The organism is Sphingomonas radicis, from assembly GCF_051400635.1.
Classification (GTDB): Bacteria; Pseudomonadota; Alphaproteobacteria; order Sphingomonadales; family Sphingomonadaceae; genus Sphingomonas.
The window spans coordinates 1,499,381-1,525,248 of the sequence record NZ_JBLFFG010000001.1; the positions used below are offsets into that span (position 1 = coordinate 1,499,381).

Here is a 25,868-nt window from a genome sequence, read left to right on the forward strand (position 1 = left end):
GCATGAGTGTGGCATTCCGCCGCGAGAGCGACGAGGAACATAAGGAACCGAAGTTCGAGATCCCGCTTCCGTCGGGACCAAACATCGTCACGCGCCACGGTTTCGCACTGATTGAGGCCAAGGCAGCGGAGCTTGAGGCTGCGATCGCCGCCGAGCCCGAGGAGGAGCCGCGCGAGGCGCTCCGCCGTGAGCTGCGCTACTGGAACACGCGCCGCACCACGGCCGAGGTCGCGCCGCCGCCCGAGCAGGGCGTCGCGGCGATCGGCGCGCGAGTCCGCGTTCGCATGAACGGCAGCGAACGGACGATCGACATCGTCGGCCATGACGAAGCCGATCCCAATGCCGGCCGGCTCGCTTTCTCCGCGCCGCTCGCCCAGGCGCTGATCGGCGCCGAGGAGGGCGAACGCGTCGACTTCAACGGCAAGGCAGAGGCTATCGAAATTTTGCACGTCGGCGCTATTCCTGAAGCATGAGCTTCGAATCCGCACGCGCGTGGCTGGCCGAGCACGCGCCCGACATCCGCATCATCGATCAGGACCGCAGCACCGCCACCGTCGCCGAGGCAGCAGAAGCGCTTGGCGTCGAACCTGCCCGGATCGCCAAGACGCTGGCGTTGCGCGTCGGCGATCGGGTGCTGCTGGTGGTCGCGCGCGGCGACGCCCGGCTCGACAATGCCAAGACCAAGGCGGCGTTCGGCGGACGCCCGCGAATGCTCGATGCCGACGAGACGCTGGCGCGCACCGGCCATGCCGTGGGTGGCGTATGCCCATTCGGGCTTGCGGAGCCGCTGCCGGTCTATTGCGACGTGTCGCTACGCGCGTTCGACACGGTGTTCCCCGCCGCCGGATCGCGCACCAGCTCGGTCGAAGTCGCGCCCGATCGGCTCGCCGAGCTAGTGGCTCAGGATTGGGTGGACGTCTGCAAGCTGCCGTCCATGTCAACTTGACTGATCATCGTTCGCCCTGAGCCTGTCGAAGGGCGAACGGGGCGCCTCAGCCAGACAGGTCTCAGGCCGGCTGCAGCGCGCTTTCGTGCACTTCGGCACTTGCCGCGATATCCGTGGCAAGCGCGTCGACGCGAGCGGGATCGGCGTCCCAGGCGAACATGAAGCGCGCGCCGCCGCCGATGAACGTATAGAAGCGCCAGCCGAGCGAGCGCAGCCGTTCGAGCACCGGCTCCGGCGCAGTGACAAACACCGCGTTGGCTTCCACCGGGAACATCAGCTCAATTCCGGCCAGTCCTTCGATCGCGGCTGCGAGCCGGGCCGCGCAAGCATTGCCGTGCTCGGCATTGCGCAGCCAGGCACCGCTCTCCAGCATCCCCACCCACGGCGCGGAGAGGAACCGCATCTTGGAGGCGAGTTGCCCCGCCTGCTTGCAGCGATAGTCGAAATCCTCCGCCAGCGTGCGATCGAAGAAGAGCACGGCCTCGCCGACGGCCATGCCGTTCTTGGTGCCCCCGAAACACAGCACGTCGACGCCCGCGCGCCAGGTGAGGTCGGCCGGAGCGCAGCCGAGGCGCGCGCAGGCATGGGCGAACCGCGCGCCATCCATATGCAGCTTGAGCCCGAGCTCGCGGCAGACGGCCGAGAGTGCCTGGATTTCGTCGATCGAATAGACCTGCCCCGTCTCGGTCGGCTGGGTGATCGTCACCACGCGCGGCTTGGGGAAGTGGATGTCGGCGCGGCTGGTCGCGAGCGCGCGCACGGCATCGGGTGTCAGCTTGCCGTCGGCGCTCTGCGCGACGAGCAGCTTCGAGCCGTTTGAGAAGAACTCGGGCGCGCCGCACTCGTCGGTTTCGACATGCGCCTGCGACGAGCAGATCACGCTGTGATAGGATTGGCACAGCGCCGCCAGCGCCAGCGAGTTCGCCGCGGTGCCGTTGAACGCGAAGAACACCTCGCAATCGGTTTCGAACAGCTTGCGGAACGCATCGGCGGCGCGCTGCGTCCACACGTCGTCGCCATAGGCCGGGCTCGAGCCCGAATTCGCCTCGTGCATGGCTTGCCACGCCTCGGGGCACACTCCGGCATAATTGTCGCTGGCGAACTGCTGATCGTCGGTCATTTTCACGCGTCGTCCTTGTTCCGGTACTCGCACCAGAAAGACGGATCGACGCTTGGCTTGGTCCCGTTTGTTGCCGGTCCGGCCACATCCTCCCGTTCTCACGGAAGCACCACCTTGCTCGGGGGCAGGTTGGTGTCGGGCGTCGACCCGACTCTTGATGTCGCCCTCCCGTTATCGGCTGCGGCGCGGCGGATCAAGAGGGCTGGCCATCAACATCCCCCGTTCGCCCTGAGCCTGTCGAAGGGCATTGGCTGCGCGATCAGCCAACCCAGCGATGCCCAACGAACCCACCTCAAAACAACGGCAGTTCCGCCGAAGCTTCATCGCGCGTGTCGAAATTGGACACGGTCACCCCCACCAGCCGGATGCCGTGCTCGGTCGGCAGCACCGAGCGGATCAGCGCCAGGCTCATCGCGTGCAGCGCTTCGCGGCTGTCGACGCCGGTCGACTGGCTGCGGCTGCGGGTGATGATGCGGAAGTCGCGATACTTGACCTTCACCGTCACCGTGCGGCCGAACATCTGCGCCTTCTCGCACCAGCTCCATACATCGTCGGCCATGCGCAGCACGCCCGCTTCGATGTCCGCTGGTTCGGTGAGATCGTCGAGAAAGGTCGTCTCGGAGCCCGATGATTTGCGGGTCCGATCCGGTTCCACCGGCCGGTCATCCTCGCCGCGTGCGATCGCGTGATACCAGCCCGCCGCGCTGCCGAAATGCTCGCGGAGGAAAACCAGCGACTTGGCACGCAGGTCCGCGCCGGTGAGGATGCCCAGCGCGTGCATCTTGCGGGCGGTGACCGGACCCACGCCATGGAAGCGCTCGACCGGCAGCGTCTCGACCCAGGCCGGGCCCATGTCCGGCGTCACGGCGAACTGGCCGTTGGGCTTGCGATGATCGGAAGCGAGCTTGGCGAGGAACTTGTTGTACGAGATGCCCGCCGATGCAGTGAGCCCGGTTTCCTCCAGGATGCGCGCGCGAATCTCCTTGGCGGTCGCCCAGGCGGTGGGAAGTCCGCGCTTGTTCTCGGTCACGTCGAGATAGGCTTCGTCGAGCGAGAGCGGCTGGATGCGGTCGGTATAGTCGGCGAAGATCGCGTGGATCTGGCGCGACGCGGCGCGATAGACGTCGAAGCGTGCACGCACGAACACGAGATCGGGGCAGCGGCGGATCGCGATCGCGGAGGGGAGGGCGGACCGCACGCCGAACCTGCGCGCCTCATAGCTCGCCGCGGCCACCACTCCGCGCTTGCTGGGTGAACCGACTGCGACCGGCCGGCCGCGCAGCGACGGATCGTCCCGCTGTTCCACCGACGCATAGAATGCGTCCATGTCGACATGGATGATCTTGCGCGTGGGCGGAGGGTTACCACACTCCAATGACATCGACCTCGGTTGCACCGGGCTCAGATTAGGCCGTGATTGATCGGAACGAAACGGGAAACTCGCGGGCCGTCAGCCGCGAATGAACAGGTTGCGCAACCACAAGGATCCGCTGCGCCCAGCGGTCCGCCAGTCGGTGTCCTCTTCCGCTTCGTTCGGCTGATAGCCAGAGGGATCGAAAAGGCGGACGCGGGCGCCCTTGAACGCCTGCTTGTCGCGCGTGACGAGCGTCAGGCCATGTTCCAGTGCAGTGGCTGCGAACAGCGCGTCGCGCGTGTCGGCGATCGCAAGCTCGCCGCGCCGCCGTGCCACCGGGGCATCGAGCGGAAGGACATGGCCGTCGAATGCCGGCACGACCTGATTGTCGACCCATCCGCGCAGCGCGGCGCCCGCCGCCTTGTCGTTCCGCGCCGCCCTTGCCACCGCCGTTTCGAGCTCGACCAGGCTGATCGCCGAGAGGAAGAGCCGCTCGCGCGCCGTTCCTGTAGCCCATGCAGTCAGCCCCGGATCGGCGTGCCCGGCGCGCGCCTTGCGAAGCTCGAAGACGATGGGCGTGTCGAGCAGATACATCAGCGGCCCTCCTCGCGCTCCCAGCGTTCGGCCGGGCCGAGTTCGGCGGCATCGGCGTCCGGCAGAGCGAGCAGGTCCACGATGCTCTCGCGCTGTCCGCTCATCTGGCGGAAGGCGTCGATGCTCATCAGCACGTGCGTAGGGCGGCCGCGATCGGTGACGAACACCGGTTCGAGTCGCGCGATTCGCTTCGCGGCGCTCACATCCTGATTGAATTCACGGCTCGTGATCACCTTCATACGCGCCTATGTCGCTACATTGTCCGCGTTGTCATGTAGGTACGTTACTACTGTGTGCGCCATGCGCAACAGAGAAGGCGGCCGCGCCGGAAAAACGCATGGCGGCGCACGGATGACGCTTGCATCCCCCATTAGACATGGCGCTCCTTCAGGCTCGCCAGCGGCACGAAGATGCCGCGCGAGTTTGAACGGGGAGGTTGAATGCTCGATATTTTGAACCAGGCCTGGTTCGCGCTGACCGACGTGCTCAATCCGCACGGGCCGGCGGTGAACGCCGCGAAAACCTATGCGCCCGCGGACTACAGCATCCATTTCTTCCTCCAGCTCGCAGTGATCATCCTCGCCTGCCGCGTGGTCGGCTGGCTGGGGCAGAAGCTGCTGAAGCAGCCGCAGGTGGTTGGAGAGATGATCGCCGGCGTGGTGCTCGGGCCCTCGCTGCTCGGCCTGTTCTTTCCTGACATCCAGAACGCGATCTTCCCCAAGGAGACGCGCAATGTTCTCTATGTCGGCGCGCAGCTCGGCGTCGGGCTCTACATGTTCATGGTCGGGCTGACGCTCCGTCTCGACCATTTCCAGTCCAAGGCCAAGAGCGCGGCCGCGGTTTCGGCGGCCGGAATTGCGGCACCCTTCCTGCTCGCGGCACTGATCACGCCCTTCCTGCTCACCGTGCCGGGATTGTTCACCGGCGGCATCGGCCAGGGCAGCGCGACCTTGTTCATGGGCGCGTGCATCGCGCTCACCGCCTTCCCGATGCTGGCGCGCATCATCAACGAGCGCGGCCTCGCCAACTCGTCGCTCGGCACGCTTTCGCTCACTGCGGGCGCGTTCGACGATGCCGCATCATGGTGCGTCCTGGCGATCGTGCTCGCGACCTTCGGCGCAGGCGCAGGCGTGGCGGTGATCGCGATCGGCGGAGCCATTCTTTACACTGGCTTCATGATGCTGTTCGGGCGAAAGCTGCTCGCTCCGCTGGGCCGCGCGGTCGAGGCGCGCGGCGAGATGAGCACCCAGGTGCTCGCAATCACGATGCTGCTCTTCTGCCTCTCCGCCTTCCTGATGGACGCGATCGGCATCCACGCGATCTTCGGCGGTTTCCTGATCGGCGTGTGCATGCCGCGCGGGCTGTTCGTCGAGGAATTGAAGCGCAAGGTCGAGCCGCTCGCGGTGGTGCTGCTGCTGCCGATGTTCTTCACTTATTCGGGGCTCAACACCCGGATGGACATGGTCAACTCGGTGTCGCTGCTGCTGATCGCGCTCGGCGTGCTGGCGGTGTCGATCCTCGCCAAGTTCGGGGCCTGCTGGGCGGCGGCGCGGCTTTCGGGTGAAGACAACCGCACCGCGCTCGGCATCGGCGCGCTGATGAACTCGCGCGGGCTGATGGAGCTGATCATCATCAACATCGGGCTGCAGAAGGGCATCATCGGCCCTACCCTGTTCTCGATGCTGGTGCTGATGGCGATCGTCACCACGGTGATGGCGACCCCGCTGTTCGAGGCAGTCTACGGCCGCAAGGCGCGCGAGAGCGGTGAGCTGGACCACATCGACGGAAATCTCGCCACCGCCTGACTTTCAGTCTCCCTCTCCCCTTGTGGGAGAGGGAGGGAGCCGACGCAGTCGGCGGAAGGGTGAGGGGGAGTGAGCCGCATATCCCCCTCATCCTTCCCACTCGCTGCGCGAGCGGGCCCAGTGCCGGGTCAACAGCGCCCCGCGCTGTTGAGGGCATGCCGGGGGCATGCCCGACCCGGCGCTCTTCTCCCACAAGGGGAGAAGGAGCGCGCCGCTTCTAACCCCCCAGCGACGCGCCTTCGTTGATCTGCCGGATGAGCGTGCGGTGCGCCGGCAGGTCCTCGGTCGCGCGCTCGCCGAAGGCGCGGATCCGCGCGAACATCTTCTCGGCCGCCTCCACGTCGGGAAAGTCGCTCCGCCCGGACGACAGGTCGGTGCGGAAGTCCATGCCGTAGAGGATGTATTGGTAGTTGAAGAAGGCGAAGCTCTCGAGGTCGAGGATGAAGTCGAAGCGGCTCGGCGGGCGATGGCGCCACTGCCGCAGCAGCTCCTGCAGCGCTTCGGGGATCGAGGCCGGATCGGCATTGTCACGCCAGAAGGGCTCGTCGCGCCGGCTCAGGCAATAGTGAAGCTTGAGGAAGTTGATGATGTTCTCGTAGCGCGTGGTCATCAGCGCGTTGAAGCGCGCGGCGGGCGCGTCGACCGGGCCGCCCAGCGGATAGAGTTCGGCGATCATCGCCACCGCGGCCTCGATCAGCACCACGCCGGTGGATTCGAGCGGTTCGACGAACCCGGCCGCCAGCCCCACCGCCACGCAATTCTTCACCCACTGCGCTTCGCGATATCCCGGCTCGAACGGAAGCGACCGCGCAGAGAAATCGTCATCCCCCACATAGGCGCGCAGAATCTCGGCGGCGCGATCGTCGTCCATGTGCGCGGACGAATAGACGCAGCCGATCCCACGCGCCTCCTGCAACCCGATGTCCCAAGTCCAGCCGGCCTCGTGCGCAGTGGCGATCGTGAAGCTCTCGATCGGCGCGTCGGGCCGGTCATAGGGGATCTTGCACGCCAGCGCTCGATCGGTGAACAGCTGGTGCTTCACCGATTTGAACGAAGTGCCGAGCGCCTTGCCGATCAGCTCGGCGCGGAAGCCCGAGCAATCGATGTAGAGGTCCGCCTCCAGCGAGCCATGCTCGGCGGCGCGAACGCCTGCGATGCTGCCGTCCTCCGTCAGCTCGACGCCGGTCAACAGCCCCTGCAAGTGGCGGACGCCAAGCTCGATCGCGCGCGCCTCGATCACTTCGGCCAGCCGTGCGGCATCGAAGTGATAGGCATAGTTGAGCGGGCCGGCATATTCGCCTTCGCCGGGCCGCTTGGGCGCGCGCCGCGCCTCGGCGACGCGGTTCTGGATCGTCATCGCCTCGGCAAAGGGCGGGCGGGTGGCTTCGTTCTGGAGCAGCCAATAGGGCACCAGGCTCGCGCCCTCGGCGTAGAAGGGCGCTTCGAACGGGTGAAGATAGTGGTGCCGCTCGCCGCCGGGGCCCGGCGCGTGCAGCCAGTCGTTGAAGCGGATGCCCTGTTTGAAGGTCGCTGATGCGCCCCGGATGAAGCGAGTCTCGTCGATACCCAGGAAGTGGAGCGTCGATCGGATCGTGGGGAACGCGCCTTCGCCGACGCCGATGATCCCGATCTCGGGCGATTCGAGCAGCGTGATCGCGATCCTGCCCTCGAACACGCGCGCCAGATAGGCCGCGGTCAGCCAGCCCGCGGTTCCTCCCCCGACGATCAATATCCCGCGCTTCGCAGCCATGGTCCGGTGCTAGCGCAGGAGCACCGCAACGGGAACTGCTAGCGCGTGTCGGGCAGCTTTGGCGTGGAAGAAGATGGTGCCCGGGGACGGAGTCGAACCGCCGACACTGCGATTTTCAGTCGCATGCTCTACCAACTGAGCTACCCGGGCACGGGTCCGGGCGAACGCCGGAAGCGGGCTCTTAGTCGCGGTCCCGGTCCCTGTCCAGCCCAGTTTGCGCATTCGGATCGACGCGCTCGCCGGGAATGCGATAGCCTTCGCCAAGCCATTGCAGCAGGTCGCGATCCTTGCAGCCGCGGCTGCAGAAGGGCTTGAATTCCTGATCGGTGGGCTTGCCGCAAACCGGGCAGCCGTCGCGCTTAGCCATGTTGCTCCTTTGCCGAGACGAACTCGGTCGTGCCGCCGATGCGCCGGGCCAGCTCTTCCTTCCAGCGGGGCTGCTGGGCGAGCCGCCGCGCGATGCGCTGCGTCACCATATGGGTAGCCGGCGGCGGCGGAGGAAGCCGCTCGATACGGCGGAGCTCGGCGCGGGCCTCGGCACCGATGGGATCGGCGCGGAGCAGCTCGGGAAGCGAGGGCCGGGTGCGGCGGCGGACGATCTGGAGGAAACCAAAGCCATTGACCGCGGTGCGCTCGAACGGCTGGGGCAGCGCGGCATCGATCGCCTCGGCGACGGCCTGGCGTGCGGCCTTGCTGGAGAGTGTCGGGAAATCGATCCCGATCGAACCCGCGATGCCGTGCCGCTCGATTGCCCGCGCGACCGCATGGGCGGCCGCAACTGCCAGCGGTTCAATCGGGCCCGATCCGTCGACGTCGAACAGGGTCATCGCCGGCGTGGGCGAGAGCCGCAGCGCGCCACCCGGAAATGCGATCTCGCCGGTGATCGCTTCCTCGAGCACCTCGGACCAGCCCGCCTCTTCGAGCAGGTCCGGCTCATGCGCGCGGAGGTGGCGGACCGGAAGCCCGGAGGCGGTGATGCGTGCCAGCAGGTTCGGGCCCTCGGCGAGCGCGGCGTCGAGCGCGGCGGGGACGGCCTTGGGCAGCTTCGCGCGGCCGGGCTCCGGAATTGCTTCGCGCACGATCCGTATCTTGAGCGCGGCACCCTGGGCGATGCCTTGGGGCAGCGGATCGCAGAGCGCCTCACCGCCGTCGAACGCGACTTTCCCGCTGACCCGATCCACCAGCCGTGCCGCGAGCACCGCACCCTCGCGCGGGCCGGTGCCCTCGAGTTCGATCCGTGCCTTCCAGATCACTCCGCGCGCCACCAGCGCCGCGCGTGCTTCGCCGATCCCGGCCTCGTAGAGCCACTCAGCCAAGCGCGTATCCGGCCGCTTCCAGCAGCGCGCGGGTCTCGAACACGGGCAGACCGACCACGCCCGAATGGCTGCCGGCGAGATAGCGAACGAAGGCTTCGGCCTTGCCTTGGATCGCGTAGCCGCCCGCCTTGCCCATGCCTTCGCCGCTTGCGACGTACCAGTCGATCTCGGCGTCGGTCAGCCGCTTGAAGATCACGACCGTGTCGGAGATGCGCGTGCGCACCTTGCCCGCGGTGTCGATCAGGCAGACGGCGGACAGGCAATGGTGGCGCCGGCCCGAGAGCAGCGCGAGCATGCGCCGCAGGTCGGCCTCGTCCTCGGGCTTGCCCAGGATGCGCCGGCCGACTGTAATGGTGGTGTCGCCGGCCAGCACGATCTCGTCGGGCTCACGGGCAACGGCATGCGCCTTGTCGATCGCGACGCGCAGCACATAGGCGCGCGGCAGCTCGCCGGGACGGGGATCCTCGTCCACCTCCGGCGCAGCGATACGGTCGGGCAGGGCGCCGATGCGCGCGAGCAGGTCGCGGCGGCGCGGGGAGGTGGAAGCGAGGACGAGCCGCAAGGGGCCCGCGCCTTATTTGAAGCGGTAAGTGATGCGACCTTTGGTAAGGTCGTAGGGGGTCAGTTCGACCAGCACTTCGTCGCCCACCAGCACGCGGATGCGGTTCTTGCGCATCTTGCCGGCGGTGTGGCCGAGGATCTCGTGATCATTCTCGAGCCGGACGCGGAACATGGCGTTGGGCAGAAGCTCAACGACCTGACCACGCATTTCAAGCAGTTCTTCTTTGGCCAAAAATATGCCTCTCAAGCTGAGCGCCAGCAAAAAGTGGCGGTGCCTTTACTCTGCCCGGCGCGAAAAGGAAAGGCGGAGAGGAAAGAAGCTCCTGTCCGCTGCGCAGGAGATGGGAACAAGCCGGGATTTTCCAGAAGCACCGAACCGCGATTGCCCGCCGCCCCTCTTGTGGTTAGCCTCGCGCTCACCTGATCGTCCAGCCGGGCGGGCGGGTACTGCAACAGGAGGGAATCTATGAGCGTCGGCAACATCATCTCGACGATCATCGTCGGTCTGATCGTGGGCATCCTTGCCCGATTCTTCTATCCGGGCGCTGTCGAGCTGGGCTGGATCTCCAGCATCGTGCTGGGCGTCGCGGGTTCGTTCCTCGCCGGCCTGATCAGCAACTGGATCAAGCCCGGCGTGCAGCCGCTCAAGCCCGCCGGCTTTTTCGCCTCGATCCTGGGTGCGATGCTGCTGATCTTCGTCGGGCGGTTGCTCGGCCTTAACTTCTAACCTCCTCCGGCCCGGTCATGGGCGCGGTCGAGATCATCGGAGTCGCCGCCAGCGTGAGCTTGCTCGCTGGCTGGCGGCTCTATCTCTGCGTTTTCGCCGTTGGCCTCTCGATGCATCTGGGCTGGCTGGCGCTGCCCGAGCATCTGAAGGTGCTGACGGTGCTCGCCAATCCCTGGATCATCGGCATCGCCGGGGTGGCCGCAGTCGCCGAGTTCTTCGCCGACAAGGTGATGTGGGTCGACAGTGCCTGGGACGCGGTCCACACGCTCATCCGCCCGGTCGGCGGAGCACTGCTCGCGCTGGCTCTGGTCGATGCGCAGGATCCCTTCTGGCAGGTTGCCGCATTCCTGCTCGGCGGTGGTGCGACCCTGCTCTCGCACGGCGCCAAGGCGGGAACGCGTGCCGTGGTCAACGCCAGCCCCGAGCCTGTCAGCAACGTGGTGGTGTCGAGTGGCGAGGACCTGCTGACCGCAGGCGCGCTGTTCGCTGCGCTGGCCAGTCCCGTCGCGGCGGTGCTCGTGGCCGTCGTGCTGCTGGCGCTGGTGATTGCCGGGCTGCTCTTGCTGCGGCGGCTGCTGGCCAGGATGCGGCGCCGGCCCCAACCCAAGTAAAAGCCGCGGTTTGGTATCGGCCCGGCTGCAGCTCAGTCCTTGTCGCGTGCCGCTAGCTGCGCGCCGACATGCGCTTCGCCGCGCATGGCCGCGAGCTCGGCCTGGCGGTGGCGCTCGGCATAGCGTTCGCGCTGCGCATCGGAGCGCGCATCGTGGCACGCCGGGCACGAGACACCCTCGACGAACAGCGGCGAGCGCCGATCCTCCTGGCCGACCGGCATCCGGCACGCGCGGCACAGGCCGTAGGAGCCGAGTGCGAGTCCGTGGCCGACCGACACGCGTTCGTCGAACACGAAGCATTCGCCCTGCCAGCGGCTCTCTTCGGGCGCGACTTGCTCGAGATAGGCGAGGATCCCACCCTTCAGGTGATAGACCTGATCCAGTCCTTCCGCCTTGAGAAAGGCGGTGGCCTTCTCGCAACGGATCCCGCCGGTGCAGAACATCGCGATCTTAGGCGCGCTCCCGTCCCGCACCCATTCGTCGCGGTGCGCGCGCACCCATTCGGGGAATTCGCGGAAGCTCTTGGTCTTCGGGTCGATCGCACCTTCGAACGTGCCGACCGCGACTTCATAGTCGTTGCGCGTATCGATCAGGATCGTGTCGGGCTGGTCGACCAGCGCATTCCAGTCCTTCGGCGCCACATAGTCGCCGACAGCCGTCGGATCGAGATCAGGTTCGCCCATCGTGACGATCTCGCGCTTCAGCCGCACCTTCATCCGGTAAAACGGCATCGTCGCCGCATGCGAATGCTTGACGTCGAGCTCGGCGCAGCCGGGCAGGCCGCGGATATGCGCGAGCACTGCTTCGATAGCCTCGGTGCTGCCCGCGATCGTGCCGTTGATCCCCTCAGGGGCAAGCAGCAGTGTGCCCTTCACGCCCCTCGCGCGGCATAGCGCATCGAGCGGTTCCTGGATCGAGGCGCAATCGTCGAAACGCGTGAACTGGTAGAGCGTGGCAACATGGATGGGGGGCAGGGGCTGAGTCACGCGGGCGCCTCTAGCAGAGTGGCGCCGCGCAAACAAAACCCCGCCCGGAAATGCGCCGGGCGGGTGCTAGGCCCACGCCTGATCGGTTTCGATAGAACCCGTTCGCCCTGACAAGCTCAGGGCGAACGGTCCTTTTGGTAAAACCTATCTGAACAGGGTTAGGTTCGAACGGCGGTTCAGCCCGCCACATGGCCTCCCGCCAGCGCGGCGAGCAGCAGCAGCGCCACGATGTTGGTGATCTTGATCATCGGATTCACCGCAGGACCGGCAGTGTCCTTGTAGGGATCGCCCACCGTGTCGCCGGTCACTGCGGCCTTATGGGCTTCCGAGCCCTTGCCGCCGTGGTTGCCGTCCTCGATATACTTCTTGGCATTATCCCACGCGCCGCCGCCCGAAGTCATCGAGATGGCGACGAACAGGCCCGAGACGATCACGCCGAGCAGCATCGCGCCGAGTGCCGCAAAGCCCTCGGCTTGGCCGGCCACTGCGGTGATGATGAAATACACTGCGATCGGGCTCAGCACCGGCAGCAGCGACGGGATGATCATCTCCTTGATCGCCGCGCGGGTGACGATGTCCACTGTGCGGGCATAGTTGGGCCGGCTGGTCCCTTCCATGATGCCGGGATTGTCGCGGAACTGGTTGCGCACATCCTCGACGACCGCGCCCGCTGCCCGGCCCACCGCGGTCATGCCGAACGCCCCGAAGAGATAGGGGAGCAGCGCGCCGAGCAGCAGCCCGACGATCACGTACGGGTTGCTCAGCGAGAAATCGACCACGACGTCCGGGAAGAACAGCTTGAGGTCGGTCGTGTAGGCGCCGAACAGCACCAGCGCCGCGAGCGCCGCCGATCCGATCGCATAGCCCTTGGTCACTGCCTTGGTGGTGTTGCCCACTGCGTCGAGCGCGTCGGTCTTGTGGCGAACCTCGTCCTCGAGCCCCGCCATCTCGGCAATGCCGCCGGCATTGTCGGTCACCGGCCCATAGGCATCGAGCGCGACGACCATGCCCGCGAGCGCAAGCAGCGATGTCGCGGCGAATGCCACGCCGATGATGCCCGCGATCTGGAACGACGCGATCACCGCCACGACGATCACCAAAGTCGGCAGCGCTGTCGATTCGAGGCTGATCGCCAGCCCCTGGATCACGTTGGTGCCGTGACCGGTCACCGAAGCCTTGGCGATCGACTTGACCGGGCGATAGTTGGTGCCGGTGTAATATTCGGTGATCCACACGAGCAGGCCGGTGACGGCGAGCCCGATCATCATGCACCAGAACAGGTCCCATCCGGTGAAGGCGGGGCCCGCGGCAAGGCCCAGCACCGCTTCGTCGGTGAGGCCCGCTTCCAGGCTGCCGAACGCGGGTACGCCGCCGATCACGGTGTTCATGTCGCCAAGCGTATAATTGGTCACCAGCCAGATCGCCGGGATCGAGAGGATCACCGTGGTCCACAAACCCTTGTAGAGCGCACCCATGATCGACTGACCCTTGCCGAGGCGGACCATATAGGTGCCGATGATCGACGTGATGATGCACACCCCGCCGACGATCAGCGGCAGCGCCATCAGGTTGGTGAGCAGCGCAGTGTCGAGCCCGCGCATCAGCAGCGCGATCGAGACCATGGTGAGGCCCAGCGTCACGACATAGGTCTCGAACAGGTCGGCAGCCATGCCCGCGCAGTCGCCGACATTGTCGCCGACATTGTCCGCGATCACCGCGGGGTTGCGGGGGTCGTCCTCGGGGATGCCCGCCTCGACCTTGCCGACCAGGTCCGCGCCCACGTCGGCCGCCTTGGTGAAGATGCCGCCGCCCAGGCGCGCGAAGATCGAGATCAGCGAGGCGCCGAACGCGAGCGCAGTGAGCGTCTCGATCACCGGCCGCGCGTTCGGCGCCATGTCGGCGACGTCGACGAGATACCAGAAGATCGCCGCGATCGAGAGCAGCCCGAGTCCGGCGACGAGCATGCCGGTGATCGCGCCCGAGCGGAAGGCGAGGGTAAGCCCGCCCTGGAGCGATCCGCGCGCAGCCTCGGCAGTGCGAACGTTGGCGCGCACCGAAATATGCATGCCCACATAGCCCGCGACGCCTGAAAGCACCGCACCGATCACGAAGCCGAGCGTCGAAAGCCCGCCCAGCGTGAAGAACAACACGACGGCGACAATCACGCCGACGATGGCGATGGTCGTATATTGCCGGCCCAGATAGGCTTTGGCGCCTTCCTGGATCGCGGCGGCAATGCTTTGCATTTTCTCGTTGCCGGCCGGTGCTCGCAGCACCTGCTGGCTCGTCAATAGGCCATAAGCCACGGCCAACAGGCCGCAGGCGATGGCGAGATAAACAATCGTCATCCGGTGTTGTCCTTCCCCTAAGAACTTTCTGGAAGTGCCGCGCCGATCTTTGCCGGTCTTGCGGAGGCGGGGAACGTATCGGGCGCTCCTGGGGAGCGCAAGCGCGTGTCAGCTATGCTCGTAGCCGAGCTTTTCGGGCGGTTTCTTTCCATCGAGCAGCAGCGGTTCGGCGCCCGCCACAGTCATCGTCCCGATCCGTGCGGCGGGGACAGGGGGCACGAACCCCTCGGGTGCGGCGAAGAGCAGCGCATAATCGTCGCCCCAGCTCGCCGCGGCGATCCGGTCCTCAGGCGCGAGAGCGGGAGCAAAGGGAATGGCGTCGAGCGTCAGTGCGGCGGTGCAGCCGCTCGCCTCGGCCATGCGGCGCGCGTCGAGCAGCAGTCCGTCGGATACGTCCATCATCGCATGGACGTGCGGCGCGAGCACGCGGCCCTCGGCGAGCAGCGGCCGGGGGCGCAGATAGGCCTCTCCGTCGCCAGCACGGAAACCGAGCATCGCCGCGCCGATCGTGCCGGCGACGAAGATCGCATCGCCCGCCCGCGCGCCGGCTCGGGTCGGCACCGGAATGGCAGTCGCGCGCCCGATCGCAGTGCAGCCGAAGGTCGCAGGCGTGCCGGGCTTCACCGCGATCGTGTCCCCCCCGAGCAGCGGCACGGCATAGGTGGTGAGGATATTGCGAAGCCCCTCCACGAACCGATCCGCGCCTTCGATCAAGGTCGCCCCGATCAACACCCCGATCGGATCGGCGCCCTTGGCGGCAAGATCGGAGAGGTTCACCGCCACCAGCTTCCACGCCACGTCGGCAGGATCGGTGCCGGGCAGGTAATGCACGCCCTCCGCGATCGCGTCGTGCGTGAGCACCAGCGTCTCGCCGCCGATGGCAAGTGTCGCGCAATCGTCCACAAGCCCCTCGGCACCCGGCGCGAGCGGAAGGCTGCGCAGCGCCGCGATGAACTCGGCTTCGTTCACATGATCCTCGCGAGGAGGATAAGGGTCACCCCCGAACTTCCTTCGCCACCGCATCGAGGATGCCGTTGACGAAGCCCTTTTCGCGGCGGTCGTAGAACGCGTCGGTCACGTCGAGATATTCGCTGATCACCGCACCCACCGGCACATCCGGGCGCGCGAGCAGCTCATAGGTGCCGGCGCGCAGGATCTGGCGCATCGGCTTGTCGAGCCGTTCCATCGTCCAGTCGGCGGAGAGCTTGGCGGCGATCAGCGCGTCGATCTCGCCCTGCCGCGCATCGACGCCTTTCACAATATCGTCGAAGAACAGCACGTCGGCCTCGGCATATTCGACATCCTCGATGATCGCGCCGAGCCGGTGATGGTGGAATTCGTGGAGCAGCGCGGGCACTGCGGTGCCCTCCATCTCGCGCTGGTAGAGCGCCTGCACGGCGCCGAGCCGCGCGGCGGCACGGGCCTTGGAACGAGTCTTGGCTTTGGGACTGGGCATGGAATCTGTCTCTCAACCCGTTCGTGCTGAGCTTGTCGAAGCACCGTTCTTCTCACCGGATCGAGAAGAAGAACAGCCCTTCGACAAGCTCAGGGCGAACGGTGGCTAGGGTTTCAATCGGATCGCGACCGACTTGGCGTGCGCGGGAAGTCCTTCGGCATTGGCGAGCGCCACCGCAGCCGGACCGATCGCTGCCAGCCCGGCCTGGTCGAGTGCCAGGAAGCTGGTGCGCTTCATGAAGTCGAGCACCGACAGCCCCGACGCGAAGCGCGCCCGGCGGCCAGTGGGGAGCACATGGTTCGGCCCGGCGACATAGTCGCCGATCGCCTCGGGCGTGTGACGGCCGATGAAGATCGATCCGGCGTGGCGGACCAGCTCGAACAGACCGTCCGCTTCGTCGCAGGCGAGCTCGAGATGTTCGGGCGCCAGCCGGTCGACCAGCGGGATCGCCTCGACCAAGGTCGGGACCACCACGATAGCGCCATTGGCGTCCCAGCTCGCCCGCGCGGTCTCGCGTGTCGCAAGCTGCTCGATCTGCGCATCCACCGCCACGGCGACCTTGTCGGCGAAGGCGGCATCGTCGGTGAACAGGATCGACTGGCTGGTCGGGTCGTGCTCGGCCTGGCTCAGCAGGTCGGCCGCGATCCACTCGGGATCGTTCTTGCAGTCGGCCACCACGACGATCTCGCTGGGGCCCGCGACCATGTCGATCCCCACCACGCCATAGAGCTGGCGCTTGGCCTCGGCGACCCAGGCGTTGCCCGGGCCGGTGATCACGTCGACCGGAGCGATCCGTTCGGTGCCATAAGCGAGCGCCGCGATCGCCTGCGCGCCGCCGACGCGCCAGATCTCGTCCACGCCCGCGATATGCGCGGCGGCGAGCACCAGCGGATTGACTTCGCCATCGGGAGTCGGCGTCACCATCACCAGCCGGCGCACTCCCGCCGCCTTGGCGGGGATCGCGTTCATCAGCACCGACGAGGGATAGGCCGCGCGGCCGCCGGGCACATAGACGCCCGCCGCATCCACTGCGCGCCACCGCGCACCCAGGCGAATGCCCAGTTCGTCGATCCCGTCGCTGTCCTGCGGCTTCTGCTTGGCGTGATAGGTGGCGATCCGCTCGGCCGCGAGCTCCAGCGCATCCCGCAGCTCGGGCGCAAGCCCCTCGTAAGCCGCCAGACAGTCCGCGCGGTCGAGTGCCCAGCCGCTCGCGTCCAGATCGAACCGGTCGAAGCGCTGCGTCAGCTCGCGCAGCGCCGCATCGCCTTCATCGCGCACGCGTGCGATGATTGCAGCCACGTCACGCGCGACGTCCGAATCCGCTTCGCGCCGTGCGTTGACCAGCGCAGTGAACGCCTCGGCGAAATCGGGAGCGCCGGAATCGAGCCGGATCACGCGACAGCCCTCCGGAACGCATCCACCAGCGGCACCACATCGGCTGCGCGCGTCTTGAACGCGGCGCGGTTCACCACCAGCCGGCTGGTCACCTCCGCGATCACTTCGACTTCGACCAACCCGTTCTCCTTGAGCGTCCGCCCCGAGGAGACCAGGTCCACGATCCGCGGCGCCAGCCCCAGCACCGGCGCAAGCTCCATCGCGCCGTTCAGCTTGATGCATTCGGCCTGCACGCCGCGCGCCTCGAAATGCGCGCGGGTGATGTGCGGATATTTGGTCGCGATGCGCACATGGCTCCAGCCGCGCGGATCGTCCTTCGCAGCCAGATCGACCGGCTCGGCGACCGAGACGCGGCAGCGCCCGATCCCCAGGTCCACCGGCGCATAGAGCTCCGAATAGGCGAATTCGGCCAGCACGTCCGATCCGACGATGCCCAGCTGCGCCGCCCCATGCGCGACGAAGGTCGCGACATCGAACGCGCGCACGCGGATCAGATCGATCGCCGGGTTGTTGGTCGTAAATCGCAGCGCGCGGCTGGCCTCGTCGGAAAAGGCCGGCTCGGGCACGATTCCCACCGCCGCCAGCAGCGGCAGCGCCTCTTCGAGGATACGGCCTTTCGGCACGGCGAGGATCAGCGGTTCTTGCATGGGACCGCGGGGCTTTACTTGTGGGGTGCCCCGGGCGCAACAGCGGCGCGGGAGGCAAGTGCATGGCAGACGAAGCGGCGAACCGCGAAAGCTTCCGCATCCAGGCGGGCTATTGCACGGCGATGGCCGCGCCGATCACGGCGCGCATCGCCACCGTGCTCGGCGAAACCCTCACCCGCGACAGCGAAACCGGGCGCTGCGTGCTCGACTGGCCCGGCGAGCCGGTCGCTGACGCGCTGGTGCTGCGGCTGATCGGCGGGCTCCATGCGCTTCATCGCCGCGGCGTTCCCGAACTGGCACCGGTGTTCACGGGCGCGGCGACCGAGCCGGGAGAAGTGGCGGCGATCCTGCACGATGTGTTCGTGAAGCACGACGCCGACCTCCTGCCCTGGCTCGATGGCCCGCCGCAGACCAACGAAGCGGGGCGCTCGGCCGGGCTGATGACCGGGATCCTCCATCTCGCGCAGCGTTACGGCCCGCGTATCGAAGTGCTCGAGATCGGTTCGAGCGCCGGCCTCAACCTGTTGATCGGCCGCTATCGTTTCGATCTGGGCGGCGTTTCTGCGGGCCCAGCCGATTCGCCGGTGGAGATACGGCCCGAATGGCGCGGTCCGCCGCCGCCCGATGCGCCGGTCGAGATCGTGTCGGCGCGCGGTGTCGACATCCAGCCGCTCGATCTTTCGGATGATCGCGATGCCGAGCGGCTCCAGGCCTATTGCTGGGTCGAGAATGTCGAGCGTCAGCAGCGCCTGGAGCAGACGATTGCAATGGTCCGTGCCGAGGGCGTCGATCTCGTGCAGGGCGATGCGGCCGATTGGCTCGAGGCACGCCTCGCCGAGCCGCAGCCGGAGGGCGTCACCCGCGTTCTCATGCATTCGGTGGTGTGGCAGTATCTGCCCGACGCCACCCAGCAGCGGATCGCCGATGCGATGCTCGCTGCCGGCGCGCGGGCGACTTCCGAACGGCCGCTCGGCTGGGTGATGATGGAGCCCAACCGCGATCTCCACCGCCACGAGGTCCGCGTGCGCGGCTGGCCGGGGGCGGTGCCGATGCAATTGGTCGCGCTCACCCATGCGCACGGCGCCTGGGTCGAAGGGCTCGCGCCACCCTATGAAACCCGTCCTTATGTGATGCGCGCTTATTGATGTATGGATGCGGCTTGGATGCGACGGCTCCGTCCTGTTGAAGGCACGCCTTCGCACGCGGCTTGACGCGGCCCCGTTCACCTGGGGTACAGGGGCGCCAAGTCTTTCGTTATCGAAGCCTTTCGCAAGGAGCAGGGAATGATTCGCCGTCACATGATCATGAGCGCCGCCGCGGCAACGCTGGTGCTGGCCAGCTGCAGCGGCGATGACGATCCCACACCCACCCCCAGCCCGACGCCGACGCCGAGCCCCACGCCCACCGCGTCACCGACCTACACGGCCTTCCCGCTGGCGACCGCGGCCGAGTTCAACACGATCAACGCCGCCACCAGCTACACCGGTGATCCGGCCGGCCCGGTGACGCTCGGCGCTGCCAGCACCGAGACGCTCTCGTCGCGCGTCCGCCTGGCTACCAGCAACGCGATCGCCACCGCTACCTATGTGGTCCGCGAGGCCAATGAGGAATCGCGCTTCGTCAACGCCAACGTCACGGTTCAGCCGGCGCCGGCGGTCACCGAATATGTGTTCCGCACCACCGACACCGCGACCGCGGGCAAGTTCTCGCAGGTTGAATTCCTCAACAACACCATCCCGTCGCAGGTGACGAGCAACACTGCGCTCCAGCTCACCAACGTCAGCTACATGAGCTGGTGGCGCGGCGATTCGACCGCGGGCGCCAAGCGCTTCACCACGGGTGTGTGGGGTTACAACACGGTGCCGAGCGACATGCCGACCACCGGCACCCAGGCCTATACCTCGACGGTCACGGGCCGGCTGGTGAGCGTCGATGCCACGAGCACCACGATTTCGCGCGTCTCCGGCACCGCCACGGTTTCGGTCAACTTCGCCACCGGCGTGGTCGATGTGACGCTCAACCTCACCTCGACGGTGGATGGCGGAACGCCCGTCGCCTACGGCACCTTCACTGCGCAGGGTGCAGTGCCGGTGGGCCAGAGCCTGTTCAACGGCAGCTTCCTCCAGGGCAGCCCGCTCAACGGCACGATCACCGGCGGCTTCTTCGGCTCGCAGGCCAAGGAGATCGGCATCACCTTCGCCGCTTCGGGCACTTTCAACGGCGCCCAGCAGCGCCTCGTCGGCAACATCGTCGGCAAGAAGTAACTTCGCCAGAACTGGCGAATGCGAGGGGGCTCCGGGAAACCGGGGCCCCTTTCGTTTTTGTGTGTGGGTAGAGAACAGAACCGTTCGCCCTGAGCTTGTCGAAGGGCACCTATCCGCGGGCGAACCGCTGGTGGAGAGCGGGCCTTCGACAAGCTCAGGCCGGACGGAAGAAGTGATTCCGGCCTCTGCAGCTTCGCTCCAGAACTCTAATCCTGCAGCCGCAGCGCCACGTCGCTCATGAATCGCGCGTCGTCGCCTTTCGCCAGCCACTCTGCTTCGGCCGCGATCGCGCCCAGCATGTCGGACAGCGGCTCGATTTCGGCCTTGGCGTAGTTGCCCAGCACATAGCTGGTCACGCGGTCCTTGTGCCCCGGATGGCCGATGCCGATCCGCACGCGGCGGAAATCGGGGCCGATGTGCTGGTCGGTCGATCGCAGGCCGTTGTGCCCCGCGGTGCCGCCGCCGGTCTTCACCTTCACCTTGAACGGAACCAGGTCGAGCTCGTCGTGGAACAGCGTCACGTCGGCAGGCGTGAGCTTGTAGAAGTCCATCGCCGCGCGAACCGCGCGGCCGCTCTCGTTCATGAAGGTCGCGGGCTTGAGCAGGATCAGCTTCTCGGCTCCGATCCGGCCCTCCTGCGTCCAGCCCTGGAACTGCTTCTTGGGCGCCGAGAATCCGTGCACTTCGGCGATCGCATCGACCGCCATGAAGCCGACATTGTGCCGGTGCATCGCATATTGCGGCCCCGGATTGCCCAGGCCCACCCAGAGCTGCATCTCAACATCCTCAAAAGAAAATCGCCCCCGCACCTAGGATGCGGAGGCGATTTTTTCACCCAGGAAGTTCGGCGGGGCTTATTCGCCCTCGGCTTCCTCGGCGGTTTCGGTCTGGGTGTCGCCTTCGCTCGACTTGAGCGCCGACGGTGCGACCACGGTCGCGATGGTGAAGTCGCGGTCGGTGATCGCCGGAGTCGCGCCCTTGGGCAGCGCCACCGCCGAGATGTGGAGCGAATCGCCGACTTCGAGACCCTTGAGCGAGATCTCGATCTGGTCGGGGATCTCGGCCGCATCGACCACGAGCTGGAGCTCGTGACGCACGACGTTGAGCACGCCGCCGCGCTTGATGCCGGGGGCCAGCTCTTCGTCAACAAAGACGATCGGCACGTCGACCGTGACGGAGGCATGCTCGGAGATGCGCAGGAAATCGACATGCACCGGGCGATCGGAGACCGGATGGAACGTCACGTCCTTGGGAAGGGTGCGCTCGCCGTCGATCATCACGACCGAGTTGAAGAAGTGACCGGTGTTGAGCAGCTTCTGGAGCTCGCGCTCGGCGAGGTGAATGCTCTTGGGGGCTTCGTTGTTGCCGTAGATTACGGCGGGGACGCGGCCTTCGCGACGAAGCGCCCGGGAGGCTCCCTTGCCAACCCGGTCGCGCGTCTCGGCCGACAGCGTAAGCGTCTCGCTCATGTGTCGTTCCTGTGCGCTAATGTTTCAGTTCAACCGGCCAGGCCTCCAGGGATGACCCTGACACGGAAGCGCGCGCCTCTAGCGGAAAGACGGGCGAAGTGCAACCGGACTCAATACTCCACCCGCTCCACCTTCATCCCGCGCTTCGCCAGCTCGGCCTGCACGCTCCTGCTGCCCGCGAGATGCCCCGCGCCCACCGCGACGAACACCGTCCCCGGCTGCGCCATCCGCTCCGCGATCCAGGCCGCCCATTTGCGGTTGCGCGCGGCGAGCAGCCGTTCGGTGAGCTCGGGCGAGCGGTCGAGGTCTTCGTTCATCAGCGCCGCCAGGCCGTCCGCGTCGCCCTTGCTCCACGCCGCCACCATCCGGTCCACGGTCGCCCCGGCGTTAGGCAGGTCCTCGATCGTGTCGACCAGCAGCGCGCGCTGTGCCTCCACCGGCAGCGCGTCGAAATAGCCGAGCTGCTCGCGCGCGGTCTCCAGGCCCGTCACCGGCTTGCCCGCCCTGGCCGCGGCTGCGCTCAGCACCTTCTCGGCACCTTCGCTCTGGTCATAGCCGAGCTGGCGCAGCGGCAGCGACGAGAGCATCGTCGCCGCCAGCCACGGCTCGGCACGGTCGAGCGCCTCGGGTGCGAGCCCCAGCCCGGGCAGCGCCGCGCGCAGCTTCGCCGCGGCCTCGGGCGGAAGCTGGTCGGGCAGGGCAGGGCCGGCGGCGGTCATCCCCAGCTCGGAGACGAGCGTCTGCATCTCGTGATCGGCCGGCATCACCAGCTCCAGCACCAGGCTGTCGCTCCTGTCGAACGCCTCCTTCACGCCCTCGTCGAACCACGAGAGCCCGGGCTTGAGCATGTGCACCGAGCCGAACAGATAGATCGTCGTGTCGGCGTCCTTCACCACCCACAGCGCCGGATCGGCATCGTTCGCCGCGGGCTTCGCGCCGCACCCGGCAAGCGCCAGCGCCAGCGCAATCGTCATTGTCCTGAGCATCGCCGCGACTGAGCCCGTCGCCTCGCGCCTTGTCAATGCGCGCGCGCCACGCCAAAGCGGCGCCACTATGTCCCAGCCTCTCAGCTTCCAGCGGATGATCCTCAAGCTCCATGATTATTGGAGCGAGCGCGGCTGCGTGATCCTGCAGCCCTATGACATGCGCATGGGCGCGGGCACCTTCCACCCGGCGACCACGCTCAGGGCGCTCGGCCCCGATCCGTGGAACGCCGCTTTCGTCCAGCCCTGCCGCCGCCCGACCGACGGCCGCTACGGCGAGAACCCGAACCGGCTGCAGCATTATTACCAGTATCAGGTCATCCTGAAGCCGAGCCCGCCCGATCTCCAGGAACTGTATCTGGGCAGCCTAGCCGCGATCGGCATCGACTTCACCCGCCACGACATCCGCTTCGTCGAGGACGATTGGGAATCGCCCACGCTCGGCGCCTGGGGGCTCGGCTGGGAAGTCTGGTGCGACGGCATGGAAGTCACTCAGTTCACCTATTTCCAGCAGATGGGCGGGTTCGATTGCAAGCCGGTGGCCGGCGAGCTCACCTACGGGCTCGAGCGGCTGGCGATGTACATCCAGAACAAGGACAGCGTGTACGATCTGGCGTTCAACGACGCGGGCGTGACCTATGGCGACGTGTTCCACGAGAACGAAGTCCAGATGTCGACCTGGAACTTCGAAGTCGCCGACACCGACACTCTGTTCGACCAGTTCCGCAAGGCCGCCGCCGAATGCGAGAATTGCCTCGACAAGGGCCTGCCGATCCCCGCCTATGAGCAGGCGATCGAGGCGAGCCACATCTTCAATCTCTTGAACGCCCGCGGCGTGATCTCGGTCGCCGAGCGCCAGGCGTACATCGGCCGCGTCCGCGATCTGGCGAAGGGTTCGTGCGCGGCGTGGATGGAAAAGAACGGGTGGGCGGCGTGATGACCCTCCCGGTTTTCGACCCCACCGTTCGCCCTGAGCTTGTCGAAGGGCGGTTCTTCGCTGGACCGGTGGCTGAAGAGAAAGAACGGCGCTTCGACAAGCTCAGCGCGAACGGGTTTGAGGTGCTCCGTGACTGACTTCCTCCTCGAGCTCCGCTCCGAAGAAATCCCCGCGCGCATGCAGGAAAAGGCGCGTGAGGATCTCGCGCGCCTGTTCGCCGCCGAGCTCGACAGGGCAGGCCTCAAGGCCGCCGAGACCGTCACCTACGCCACTCCCCGCCGCCTCGCGCTGATCGCCCGCGGCCTGCCCGAGCAGACCGCCGCGGTGTCCGAGGAAACCAAGGGCCCGCGCGTCGGCGCCCCGCCGCAGGCGCTCGAAGGCTTCCTCCGCAAGACCGGCCTGACCCAGGACCAGCTCGTCGAACGCGACGGCACCTATTTCGCCCTGGTCGACAAGCCCGGCCGCGCCACCGCGCACGTGATCGCCGAGGCCGTTCCCGCAGTGATCCGCGCCTTCCCCTGGCCCAAGTCGATGCGCTGGGGCGCCGCCTCGCTCTCCACCGAGAGCCTGCGCTGGGTGCGGCCGCTGCAGGGCATCGTCGCGCTGCTCGGCGAAGATGTGGTCGAGTTCGAAGTCGCGGGCGTCCGCTCGGGCGCGGCGACGGTTGGCCACCGCTTCCACCATCCGGGCACGATCACGATCGGCTCGGCCAACGACTATGTCGAGAAGCTGCGCGCCTGCCATGTGATCGTCGACGGCGCCGAGCGCCGCGGCATCATCGCGCTGGGCGCCAAGATGGCCGCGCAAAAGGCCGGCCTGACGCTGATCGAGGACGACGGGCTGCTGTTCGAGAACGCCGGCCTCACCGAGTTCCCGGTGCCGCTGCTCGGCCGTTTCGACGAAGCCTTTCTCCAGGTCCCGCCCGAAGTGATCCAGCTCACCGCGCGGGTGAACCAGAAGTATTTCGTCTGCCGCGACGCCGCCGGCAAGCTCGCCAACGCCTTCGTCTGCGTGGCGAACATCGACGCGGCCGACGGCGGCGAGCGGATCGTCGAGGGCAACCAGAAGGTCCTCGCTGCGCGCCTAAGCGACGCGCGCTTCTTCTACGAAACCGACCTGAAGGTTCCGCTCGAGGAGCAGGCGAAGAAGCTCGAAAAGATCGTCTTCCACGAAAAGCTCGGCACGGTCGCCGACAAGGTCGAGCGCGTCGCGAAGCTCGCGCGCTGGCTGGTGGAAGAGGGGATCGTCCCTTCTTCTCCCTCTCCCCTCCGGGGAGAGGGTCGGGGAGAGGGGGAGTCTTCCTCAAGCGCATCGCTCGCGGCTCAGGCCCCTCTCCCAACCCTCTCCCCGGAGGGGAGAGGGCTATTGGCCGACCTGGCCGAACGCGCCGCACGGCTCGCCAAGGTCGATCTCGTCACCGGGATGGTCGGCGAGTTCCCTGAGCTCCAGGGCCTGATGGGCGGCTATTACGCCGCCGCGCAGGGCGAGGACCCGCAAGTCGCCGAAGCGATCCGCGATCACTACAAGCCGGTCGGGCAGGGCGATGACGTCCCGACCGCGCCGGTGACGGTGGCGGTGTCGTTGGCGGACAAGCTGGATACGTTGATTGCGTTCTTCGCCCACGATCTGCGCCCCACCGGGTCCAAGGATCCGTTCGCATTGAGGCGAGCAGCGCTCGGCGTAGTATCGTTGCTGATAGAGAACGAGATCAGGCTGAAGCTTGAGAATCCTCTATTCAAGCTCAGCGGTGAGCTTCTTCTGAGAACGAAAACCTCGATCGCTAGAGAGGCCTTGAAGAGCTACGGCGCGCTGGCGCCGCTAGTCGGACGACAGGCGGCGTCGGATGCTCTGGTGCTTGCGTTAACCAAATCGGAAGTAACTCCGGAGCAAGAAGGGCAGAAGATCGTAGACGAGGCTGGCAAGTCCACGACTCTCCTCCTCGACTTCTTCGCCGACCGCCTAAAGGTCCAGCAACGCGAAGCCGGCGTCCGCCACGACCTGATCGATGCGGTCTTCGCGCTCGGCGGCGAGGACGATCTCGTCCGCCTCCTAGCCCGCGTCCACGCGCTCCAGGCCTTCGTCACGTCGCCCGAGGGCGCCAACCTCCTCGCCGGCTACAAGCGCGCCGCCAATATCCTCAAGAAGGAGAATTGGGTCCCCGGCGAAGTCGCCGACACCGGCATCTACCAGGCCGAGCCTGCCGAATCCGCGCTGATCGAAGCGCTCGACACCGCCGAGCCCCGCGCGGAAGCCGCGATCGCGGCCGAGGACTTCGAAGCCGCGATGGCCGCGCTCGCGATGCTCCGCGCGCCGATCGACGCCTTCTTCGATCAGGTGACGGTCAACGACGCCGACGAGAACAAGCGCAACGCCCGGCTCGCGCTGCTCGCGCGGATTCGTGACGCAGTGCACAAAGTCGCCGATTTCTCGCGAATAGAGGGATGATTTATCCGATTTATTACGGCACCGGAATGTCGGATTTCCTCTAATCTTTATCACATCTTGCCGTTCACCACAGTTAGGGAACCTGACAACGCAATCAGAGCTTCCGCCTTGTTCGCAGTCGCGATAGGCGCCTCCTCGTCCCGGGGCGGCGCCT

28 protein-coding genes, 1 tRNA gene and 1 riboswitch are annotated in these 25,868 nt (G+C 66.8%); of the genes, 10 read left to right on the top strand and 19 right to left on the bottom strand.

The genetic code is table 11. The features are described from left to right. The first annotated feature begins 2 nt into the window (after positions 1-2). Positions 3-473: a GreA/GreB family elongation factor gene (locus ACMGDH_RS06850; RefSeq protein ID WP_436827149.1), complete on the top strand. Its 471-nt coding sequence runs from the start codon at positions 3-5 to the stop codon at positions 471-473. After that, positions 470-946 (top strand): YbaK/EbsC family protein, encoded by a 477-nt coding sequence (locus ACMGDH_RS06855; protein ID WP_436827150.1) that lies wholly within the window; start codon positions 470-472, stop codon positions 944-946. Before ACMGDH_RS06850 ends, ACMGDH_RS06855 begins: the two co-directional genes overlap by 4 nt. Positions 947-1,007: 61 nt before the next feature. On the opposite strand, the gene ACMGDH_RS06860 is transcribed toward ACMGDH_RS06855, so the two are convergent. The 4 genes from ACMGDH_RS06860 to ACMGDH_RS06875 all read right to left on the bottom strand — a co-directional run bounded on the left by ACMGDH_RS06860 (position 1,008) and on the right by ACMGDH_RS06875 (position 4,253). After that, on the bottom strand, positions 1,008-2,066 hold the full coding sequence (locus tag ACMGDH_RS06860) for a threonine aldolase family protein (RefSeq protein ID WP_436827151.1): 1,059 nt from the start codon (positions 2,064-2,066) through the stop codon (positions 1,008-1,010). 56 nt (positions 2,067-2,122) lie between these two features. Continuing rightward, positions 2,123-2,232, bottom strand: a riboswitch (SAM-I-IV-variant riboswitch). 126 nt (positions 2,233-2,358) lie between these two features. Next, positions 2,359-3,447, bottom strand: coding sequence for a DNA polymerase IV (dinB, locus tag ACMGDH_RS06865; protein WP_436827152.1), 1,089 nt, complete (start codon positions 3,445-3,447; stop codon positions 2,359-2,361). Positions 3,448-3,516: 69 nt separating this feature from the next. Then, complete coding sequence (locus ACMGDH_RS06870; RefSeq protein WP_436827153.1) at positions 3,517-4,014, bottom strand: type II toxin-antitoxin system VapC family toxin; 498 nt, start codon at positions 4,012-4,014, stop codon at positions 3,517-3,519. Continuing rightward, a complete protein-coding gene (locus ACMGDH_RS06875; protein ID WP_436827154.1) occupies positions 4,014-4,253 on the bottom strand; it encodes a type II toxin-antitoxin system prevent-host-death family antitoxin in 240 nt (79 codons plus the stop codon). Before ACMGDH_RS06875 ends, ACMGDH_RS06870 begins: the two co-directional genes overlap by 1 nt. Before the next feature lie 201 nt (positions 4,254-4,454). Between ACMGDH_RS06875 and ACMGDH_RS06880 the strand changes: the two genes are divergently transcribed. Continuing rightward, positions 4,455-5,819 carry a cation:proton antiporter gene (locus ACMGDH_RS06880; protein WP_436827155.1) on the top strand — a complete coding sequence of 455 codons (1,365 nt, stop codon included), beginning with the start codon at positions 4,455-4,457 and terminating at the stop codon, positions 5,817-5,819. A gap of 217 nt (positions 5,820-6,036) precedes the next feature. Here the strand turns inward: ACMGDH_RS06880 and ACMGDH_RS06885 are convergent, their stop codons facing one another. The 6 genes from ACMGDH_RS06885 to infA form a co-directional block, all read right to left on the bottom strand. Further along, on the bottom strand, positions 6,037-7,569 hold the full coding sequence (locus ACMGDH_RS06885) for a tryptophan halogenase family protein (RefSeq protein ID WP_436827156.1): 1,533 nt from the start codon (positions 7,567-7,569) through the stop codon (positions 6,037-6,039). Positions 7,570-7,643: 74 nt separating this feature from the next. Then, positions 7,644-7,719 (bottom strand) — tRNA-Phe (locus tag ACMGDH_RS06890). Between the two features lie 31 nt (positions 7,720-7,750). Continuing rightward, positions 7,751-7,936 (bottom strand): DNA gyrase inhibitor YacG, encoded by a 186-nt coding sequence (locus ACMGDH_RS06895; RefSeq protein ID WP_436827157.1) that lies wholly within the window; start codon positions 7,934-7,936, stop codon positions 7,751-7,753. Further along, positions 7,929-8,885, bottom strand: a complete 957-nt coding sequence (locus ACMGDH_RS06900) for a ribonuclease E/G (protein ID WP_436827158.1) — start codon at positions 8,883-8,885, stop codon at positions 7,929-7,931. Before ACMGDH_RS06900 ends, ACMGDH_RS06895 begins: the two co-directional genes overlap by 8 nt. Continuing rightward, positions 8,878-9,447: a Maf family protein gene (locus tag ACMGDH_RS06905; protein WP_436827159.1), complete on the bottom strand. Its 570-nt coding sequence runs from the start codon at positions 9,445-9,447 to the stop codon at positions 8,878-8,880. The genes ACMGDH_RS06900 and ACMGDH_RS06905 overlap by 8 nt, the downstream gene beginning before the upstream one ends. Before the next feature lie 12 nt (positions 9,448-9,459). Further along, entirely contained in the window at positions 9,460-9,678 is a 219-nt protein-coding gene (infA, locus tag ACMGDH_RS06910; protein WP_003049127.1) for a translation initiation factor IF-1, read from the bottom strand. 234 nt (positions 9,679-9,912) lie between these two features. On the opposite strand from infA, the gene ACMGDH_RS06915 reads away from it, so the two are divergent. Both ACMGDH_RS06915 and ACMGDH_RS06920 read left to right on the top strand, forming a co-directional pair. Next, positions 9,913-10,173: a GlsB/YeaQ/YmgE family stress response membrane protein gene (locus tag ACMGDH_RS06915; protein ID WP_436827160.1), complete on the top strand. Its 261-nt coding sequence runs from the start codon at positions 9,913-9,915 to the stop codon at positions 10,171-10,173. A gap of 17 nt (positions 10,174-10,190) precedes the next feature. Next, on the top strand, positions 10,191-10,784 hold the full coding sequence (locus tag ACMGDH_RS06920; protein WP_436827161.1) for a DUF4126 domain-containing protein: 594 nt from the start codon (positions 10,191-10,193) through the stop codon (positions 10,782-10,784). Between the two features lie 32 nt (positions 10,785-10,816). On the opposite strand, the gene trhO is transcribed toward ACMGDH_RS06920, so the two are convergent. The 6 genes from trhO to hisG form a co-directional block, all read right to left on the bottom strand. Beyond that, a complete protein-coding gene (gene trhO, locus ACMGDH_RS06925) occupies positions 10,817-11,770 on the bottom strand; it encodes an oxygen-dependent tRNA uridine(34) hydroxylase TrhO (protein ID WP_436827162.1) in 954 nt (317 codons plus the stop codon). A 176-nt stretch (positions 11,771-11,946) separates the two neighbouring features. Beyond that, a complete protein-coding gene (locus ACMGDH_RS06930; RefSeq protein ID WP_436827163.1) occupies positions 11,947-14,118 on the bottom strand; it encodes a sodium-translocating pyrophosphatase in 2,172 nt (723 codons plus the stop codon). A gap of 108 nt (positions 14,119-14,226) precedes the next feature. Continuing rightward, positions 14,227-15,141, bottom strand: a complete 915-nt coding sequence (thiL, locus tag ACMGDH_RS06935; protein WP_436827164.1) for a thiamine-phosphate kinase — start codon at positions 15,139-15,141, stop codon at positions 14,227-14,229. Then, positions 15,113-15,574 (bottom strand): transcription antitermination factor NusB, encoded by a 462-nt coding sequence (gene nusB, locus ACMGDH_RS06940; RefSeq protein WP_436827165.1) that lies wholly within the window; start codon positions 15,572-15,574, stop codon positions 15,113-15,115. Before nusB ends, thiL begins: the two co-directional genes overlap by 29 nt. 105 nt (positions 15,575-15,679) lie before the next feature. Beyond that, positions 15,680-16,969, bottom strand: a complete 1,290-nt coding sequence (gene hisD, locus ACMGDH_RS06945) for a histidinol dehydrogenase (RefSeq protein ID WP_436827166.1) — start codon at positions 16,967-16,969, stop codon at positions 15,680-15,682. Beyond that, positions 16,966-17,616 (bottom strand): ATP phosphoribosyltransferase, encoded by a 651-nt coding sequence (gene hisG, locus ACMGDH_RS06950; protein WP_436827167.1) that lies wholly within the window; start codon positions 17,614-17,616, stop codon positions 16,966-16,968. The genes hisD and hisG overlap by 4 nt, the downstream gene beginning before the upstream one ends. A gap of 62 nt (positions 17,617-17,678) precedes the next feature. Between hisG and ACMGDH_RS06955 the strand changes: the two genes are divergently transcribed. Continuing rightward, positions 17,679-18,761 (top strand): DUF2332 domain-containing protein, encoded by a 1,083-nt coding sequence (locus ACMGDH_RS06955; RefSeq protein WP_436827168.1) that lies wholly within the window; start codon positions 17,679-17,681, stop codon positions 18,759-18,761. 138 nt (positions 18,762-18,899) lie between these two features. Next, complete coding sequence (locus ACMGDH_RS06960) at positions 18,900-19,880, top strand: HupA family protein (RefSeq protein WP_436827169.1); 981 nt, start codon at positions 18,900-18,902, stop codon at positions 19,878-19,880. 206 nt (positions 19,881-20,086) lie between these two features. Here ACMGDH_RS06960 and pth read toward each other — a convergent pair whose 3' ends face one another. The 3 genes from pth to ACMGDH_RS06975 form a co-directional block, all read right to left on the bottom strand. Further along, positions 20,087-20,656, bottom strand: coding sequence for an aminoacyl-tRNA hydrolase (gene pth, locus ACMGDH_RS06965; RefSeq protein ID WP_436827170.1), 570 nt, complete (start codon positions 20,654-20,656; stop codon positions 20,087-20,089). Positions 20,657-20,734: 78 nt separating this feature from the next. Then, entirely contained in the window at positions 20,735-21,349 is a 615-nt protein-coding gene (locus ACMGDH_RS06970; RefSeq protein WP_436827171.1) for a 50S ribosomal protein L25/general stress protein Ctc, read from the bottom strand. A gap of 110 nt (positions 21,350-21,459) precedes the next feature. Next, a complete protein-coding gene (locus tag ACMGDH_RS06975; RefSeq protein ID WP_436827172.1) occupies positions 21,460-22,323 on the bottom strand; it encodes a TraB/GumN family protein in 864 nt (287 codons plus the stop codon). A 79-nt stretch (positions 22,324-22,402) separates the two neighbouring features. On the opposite strand from ACMGDH_RS06975, the gene ACMGDH_RS06980 reads away from it, so the two are divergent. The 3 genes from ACMGDH_RS06980 to glyS are packed head-to-tail and all read left to right on the top strand — an operon-like array spanning position 22,403 to position 25,714. Further along, positions 22,403-23,269 carry a glycine--tRNA ligase subunit alpha gene (locus ACMGDH_RS06980; protein WP_436827173.1) on the top strand — a complete coding sequence of 289 codons (867 nt, stop codon included), beginning with the start codon at positions 22,403-22,405 and terminating at the stop codon, positions 23,267-23,269. Then, complete coding sequence (locus tag ACMGDH_RS06985; RefSeq protein WP_436827174.1) at positions 23,269-23,406, top strand: hypothetical protein; 138 nt, start codon at positions 23,269-23,271, stop codon at positions 23,404-23,406. Before ACMGDH_RS06980 ends, ACMGDH_RS06985 begins: the two co-directional genes overlap by 1 nt. Beyond that, positions 23,399-25,714, top strand: coding sequence for a glycine--tRNA ligase subunit beta (glyS, locus tag ACMGDH_RS06990; RefSeq protein ID WP_436827175.1), 2,316 nt, complete (start codon positions 23,399-23,401; stop codon positions 25,712-25,714). The genes ACMGDH_RS06985 and glyS overlap by 8 nt, the downstream gene beginning before the upstream one ends. The last annotated feature ends 154 nt before the right edge of the window (positions 25,715-25,868 follow it).

Excerpts from the sequence above, each read along its gene's own strand:
- ACMGDH_RS06850 (WP_436827149.1), top strand. The coding sequence starts at position 3 with ATGAGTGTGGCATTCCGCCGCGAGAGCGACGAGGAACATAAGGAACCG.
- ACMGDH_RS06855 (WP_436827150.1), top strand. The coding sequence starts at position 470 with ATGAGCTTCGAATCCGCACGCGCGTGGCTGGCCGAGCACGCGCCCGAC.
- ACMGDH_RS06860 (WP_436827151.1), bottom strand. The coding sequence starts at position 2,066 with ATGACCGACGATCAGCAGTTCGCCAGCGACAATTATGCCGGAGTGTGC.
- dinB (WP_436827152.1), bottom strand. The coding sequence starts at position 3,447 with ATGTCATTGGAGTGTGGTAACCCTCCGCCCACGCGCAAGATCATCCAT.
- ACMGDH_RS06870 (WP_436827153.1), bottom strand. The coding sequence starts at position 4,014 with ATGTATCTGCTCGACACGCCCATCGTCTTCGAGCTTCGCAAGGCGCGC.
- ACMGDH_RS06875 (WP_436827154.1), bottom strand. The coding sequence starts at position 4,253 with ATGAAGGTGATCACGAGCCGTGAATTCAATCAGGATGTGAGCGCCGCG.
- ACMGDH_RS06880 (WP_436827155.1), top strand. The coding sequence starts at position 4,455 with ATGCTCGATATTTTGAACCAGGCCTGGTTCGCGCTGACCGACGTGCTC.
- ACMGDH_RS06885 (WP_436827156.1), bottom strand. The coding sequence starts at position 7,569 with ATGGCTGCGAAGCGCGGGATATTGATCGTCGGGGGAGGAACCGCGGGC.
- ACMGDH_RS06895 (WP_436827157.1), bottom strand. The coding sequence starts at position 7,936 with ATGGCTAAGCGCGACGGCTGCCCGGTTTGCGGCAAGCCCACCGATCAG.
- ACMGDH_RS06915 (WP_436827160.1), top strand. The coding sequence starts at position 9,913 with ATGAGCGTCGGCAACATCATCTCGACGATCATCGTCGGTCTGATCGTG.
- ACMGDH_RS06920 (WP_436827161.1), top strand. The coding sequence starts at position 10,191 with ATGGGCGCGGTCGAGATCATCGGAGTCGCCGCCAGCGTGAGCTTGCTC.
- ACMGDH_RS06930 (WP_436827163.1), bottom strand. The coding sequence starts at position 14,118 with ATGACGATTGTTTATCTCGCCATCGCCTGCGGCCTGTTGGCCGTGGCT.
- thiL (WP_436827164.1), bottom strand. The coding sequence starts at position 15,141 with ATGCGGTGGCGAAGGAAGTTCGGGGGTGACCCTTATCCTCCTCGCGAG.
- nusB (WP_436827165.1), bottom strand. The coding sequence starts at position 15,574 with ATGCCCAGTCCCAAAGCCAAGACTCGTTCCAAGGCCCGTGCCGCCGCG.
- hisG (WP_436827167.1), bottom strand. The coding sequence starts at position 17,616 with ATGCAAGAACCGCTGATCCTCGCCGTGCCGAAAGGCCGTATCCTCGAA.
- ACMGDH_RS06955 (WP_436827168.1), top strand. The coding sequence starts at position 17,679 with ATGGCAGACGAAGCGGCGAACCGCGAAAGCTTCCGCATCCAGGCGGGC.
- ACMGDH_RS06960 (WP_436827169.1), top strand. The coding sequence starts at position 18,900 with ATGATTCGCCGTCACATGATCATGAGCGCCGCCGCGGCAACGCTGGTG.
- pth (WP_436827170.1), bottom strand. The coding sequence starts at position 20,656 with ATGCAGCTCTGGGTGGGCCTGGGCAATCCGGGGCCGCAATATGCGATG.
- ACMGDH_RS06970 (WP_436827171.1), bottom strand. The coding sequence starts at position 21,349 with ATGAGCGAGACGCTTACGCTGTCGGCCGAGACGCGCGACCGGGTTGGC.
- ACMGDH_RS06975 (WP_436827172.1), bottom strand. The coding sequence starts at position 22,323 with ATGACGATTGCGCTGGCGCTGGCGCTTGCCGGGTGCGGCGCGAAGCCC.
- ACMGDH_RS06980 (WP_436827173.1), top strand. The coding sequence starts at position 22,403 with ATGTCCCAGCCTCTCAGCTTCCAGCGGATGATCCTCAAGCTCCATGAT.
- ACMGDH_RS06985 (WP_436827174.1), top strand. The coding sequence starts at position 23,269 with ATGACCCTCCCGGTTTTCGACCCCACCGTTCGCCCTGAGCTTGTCGAA.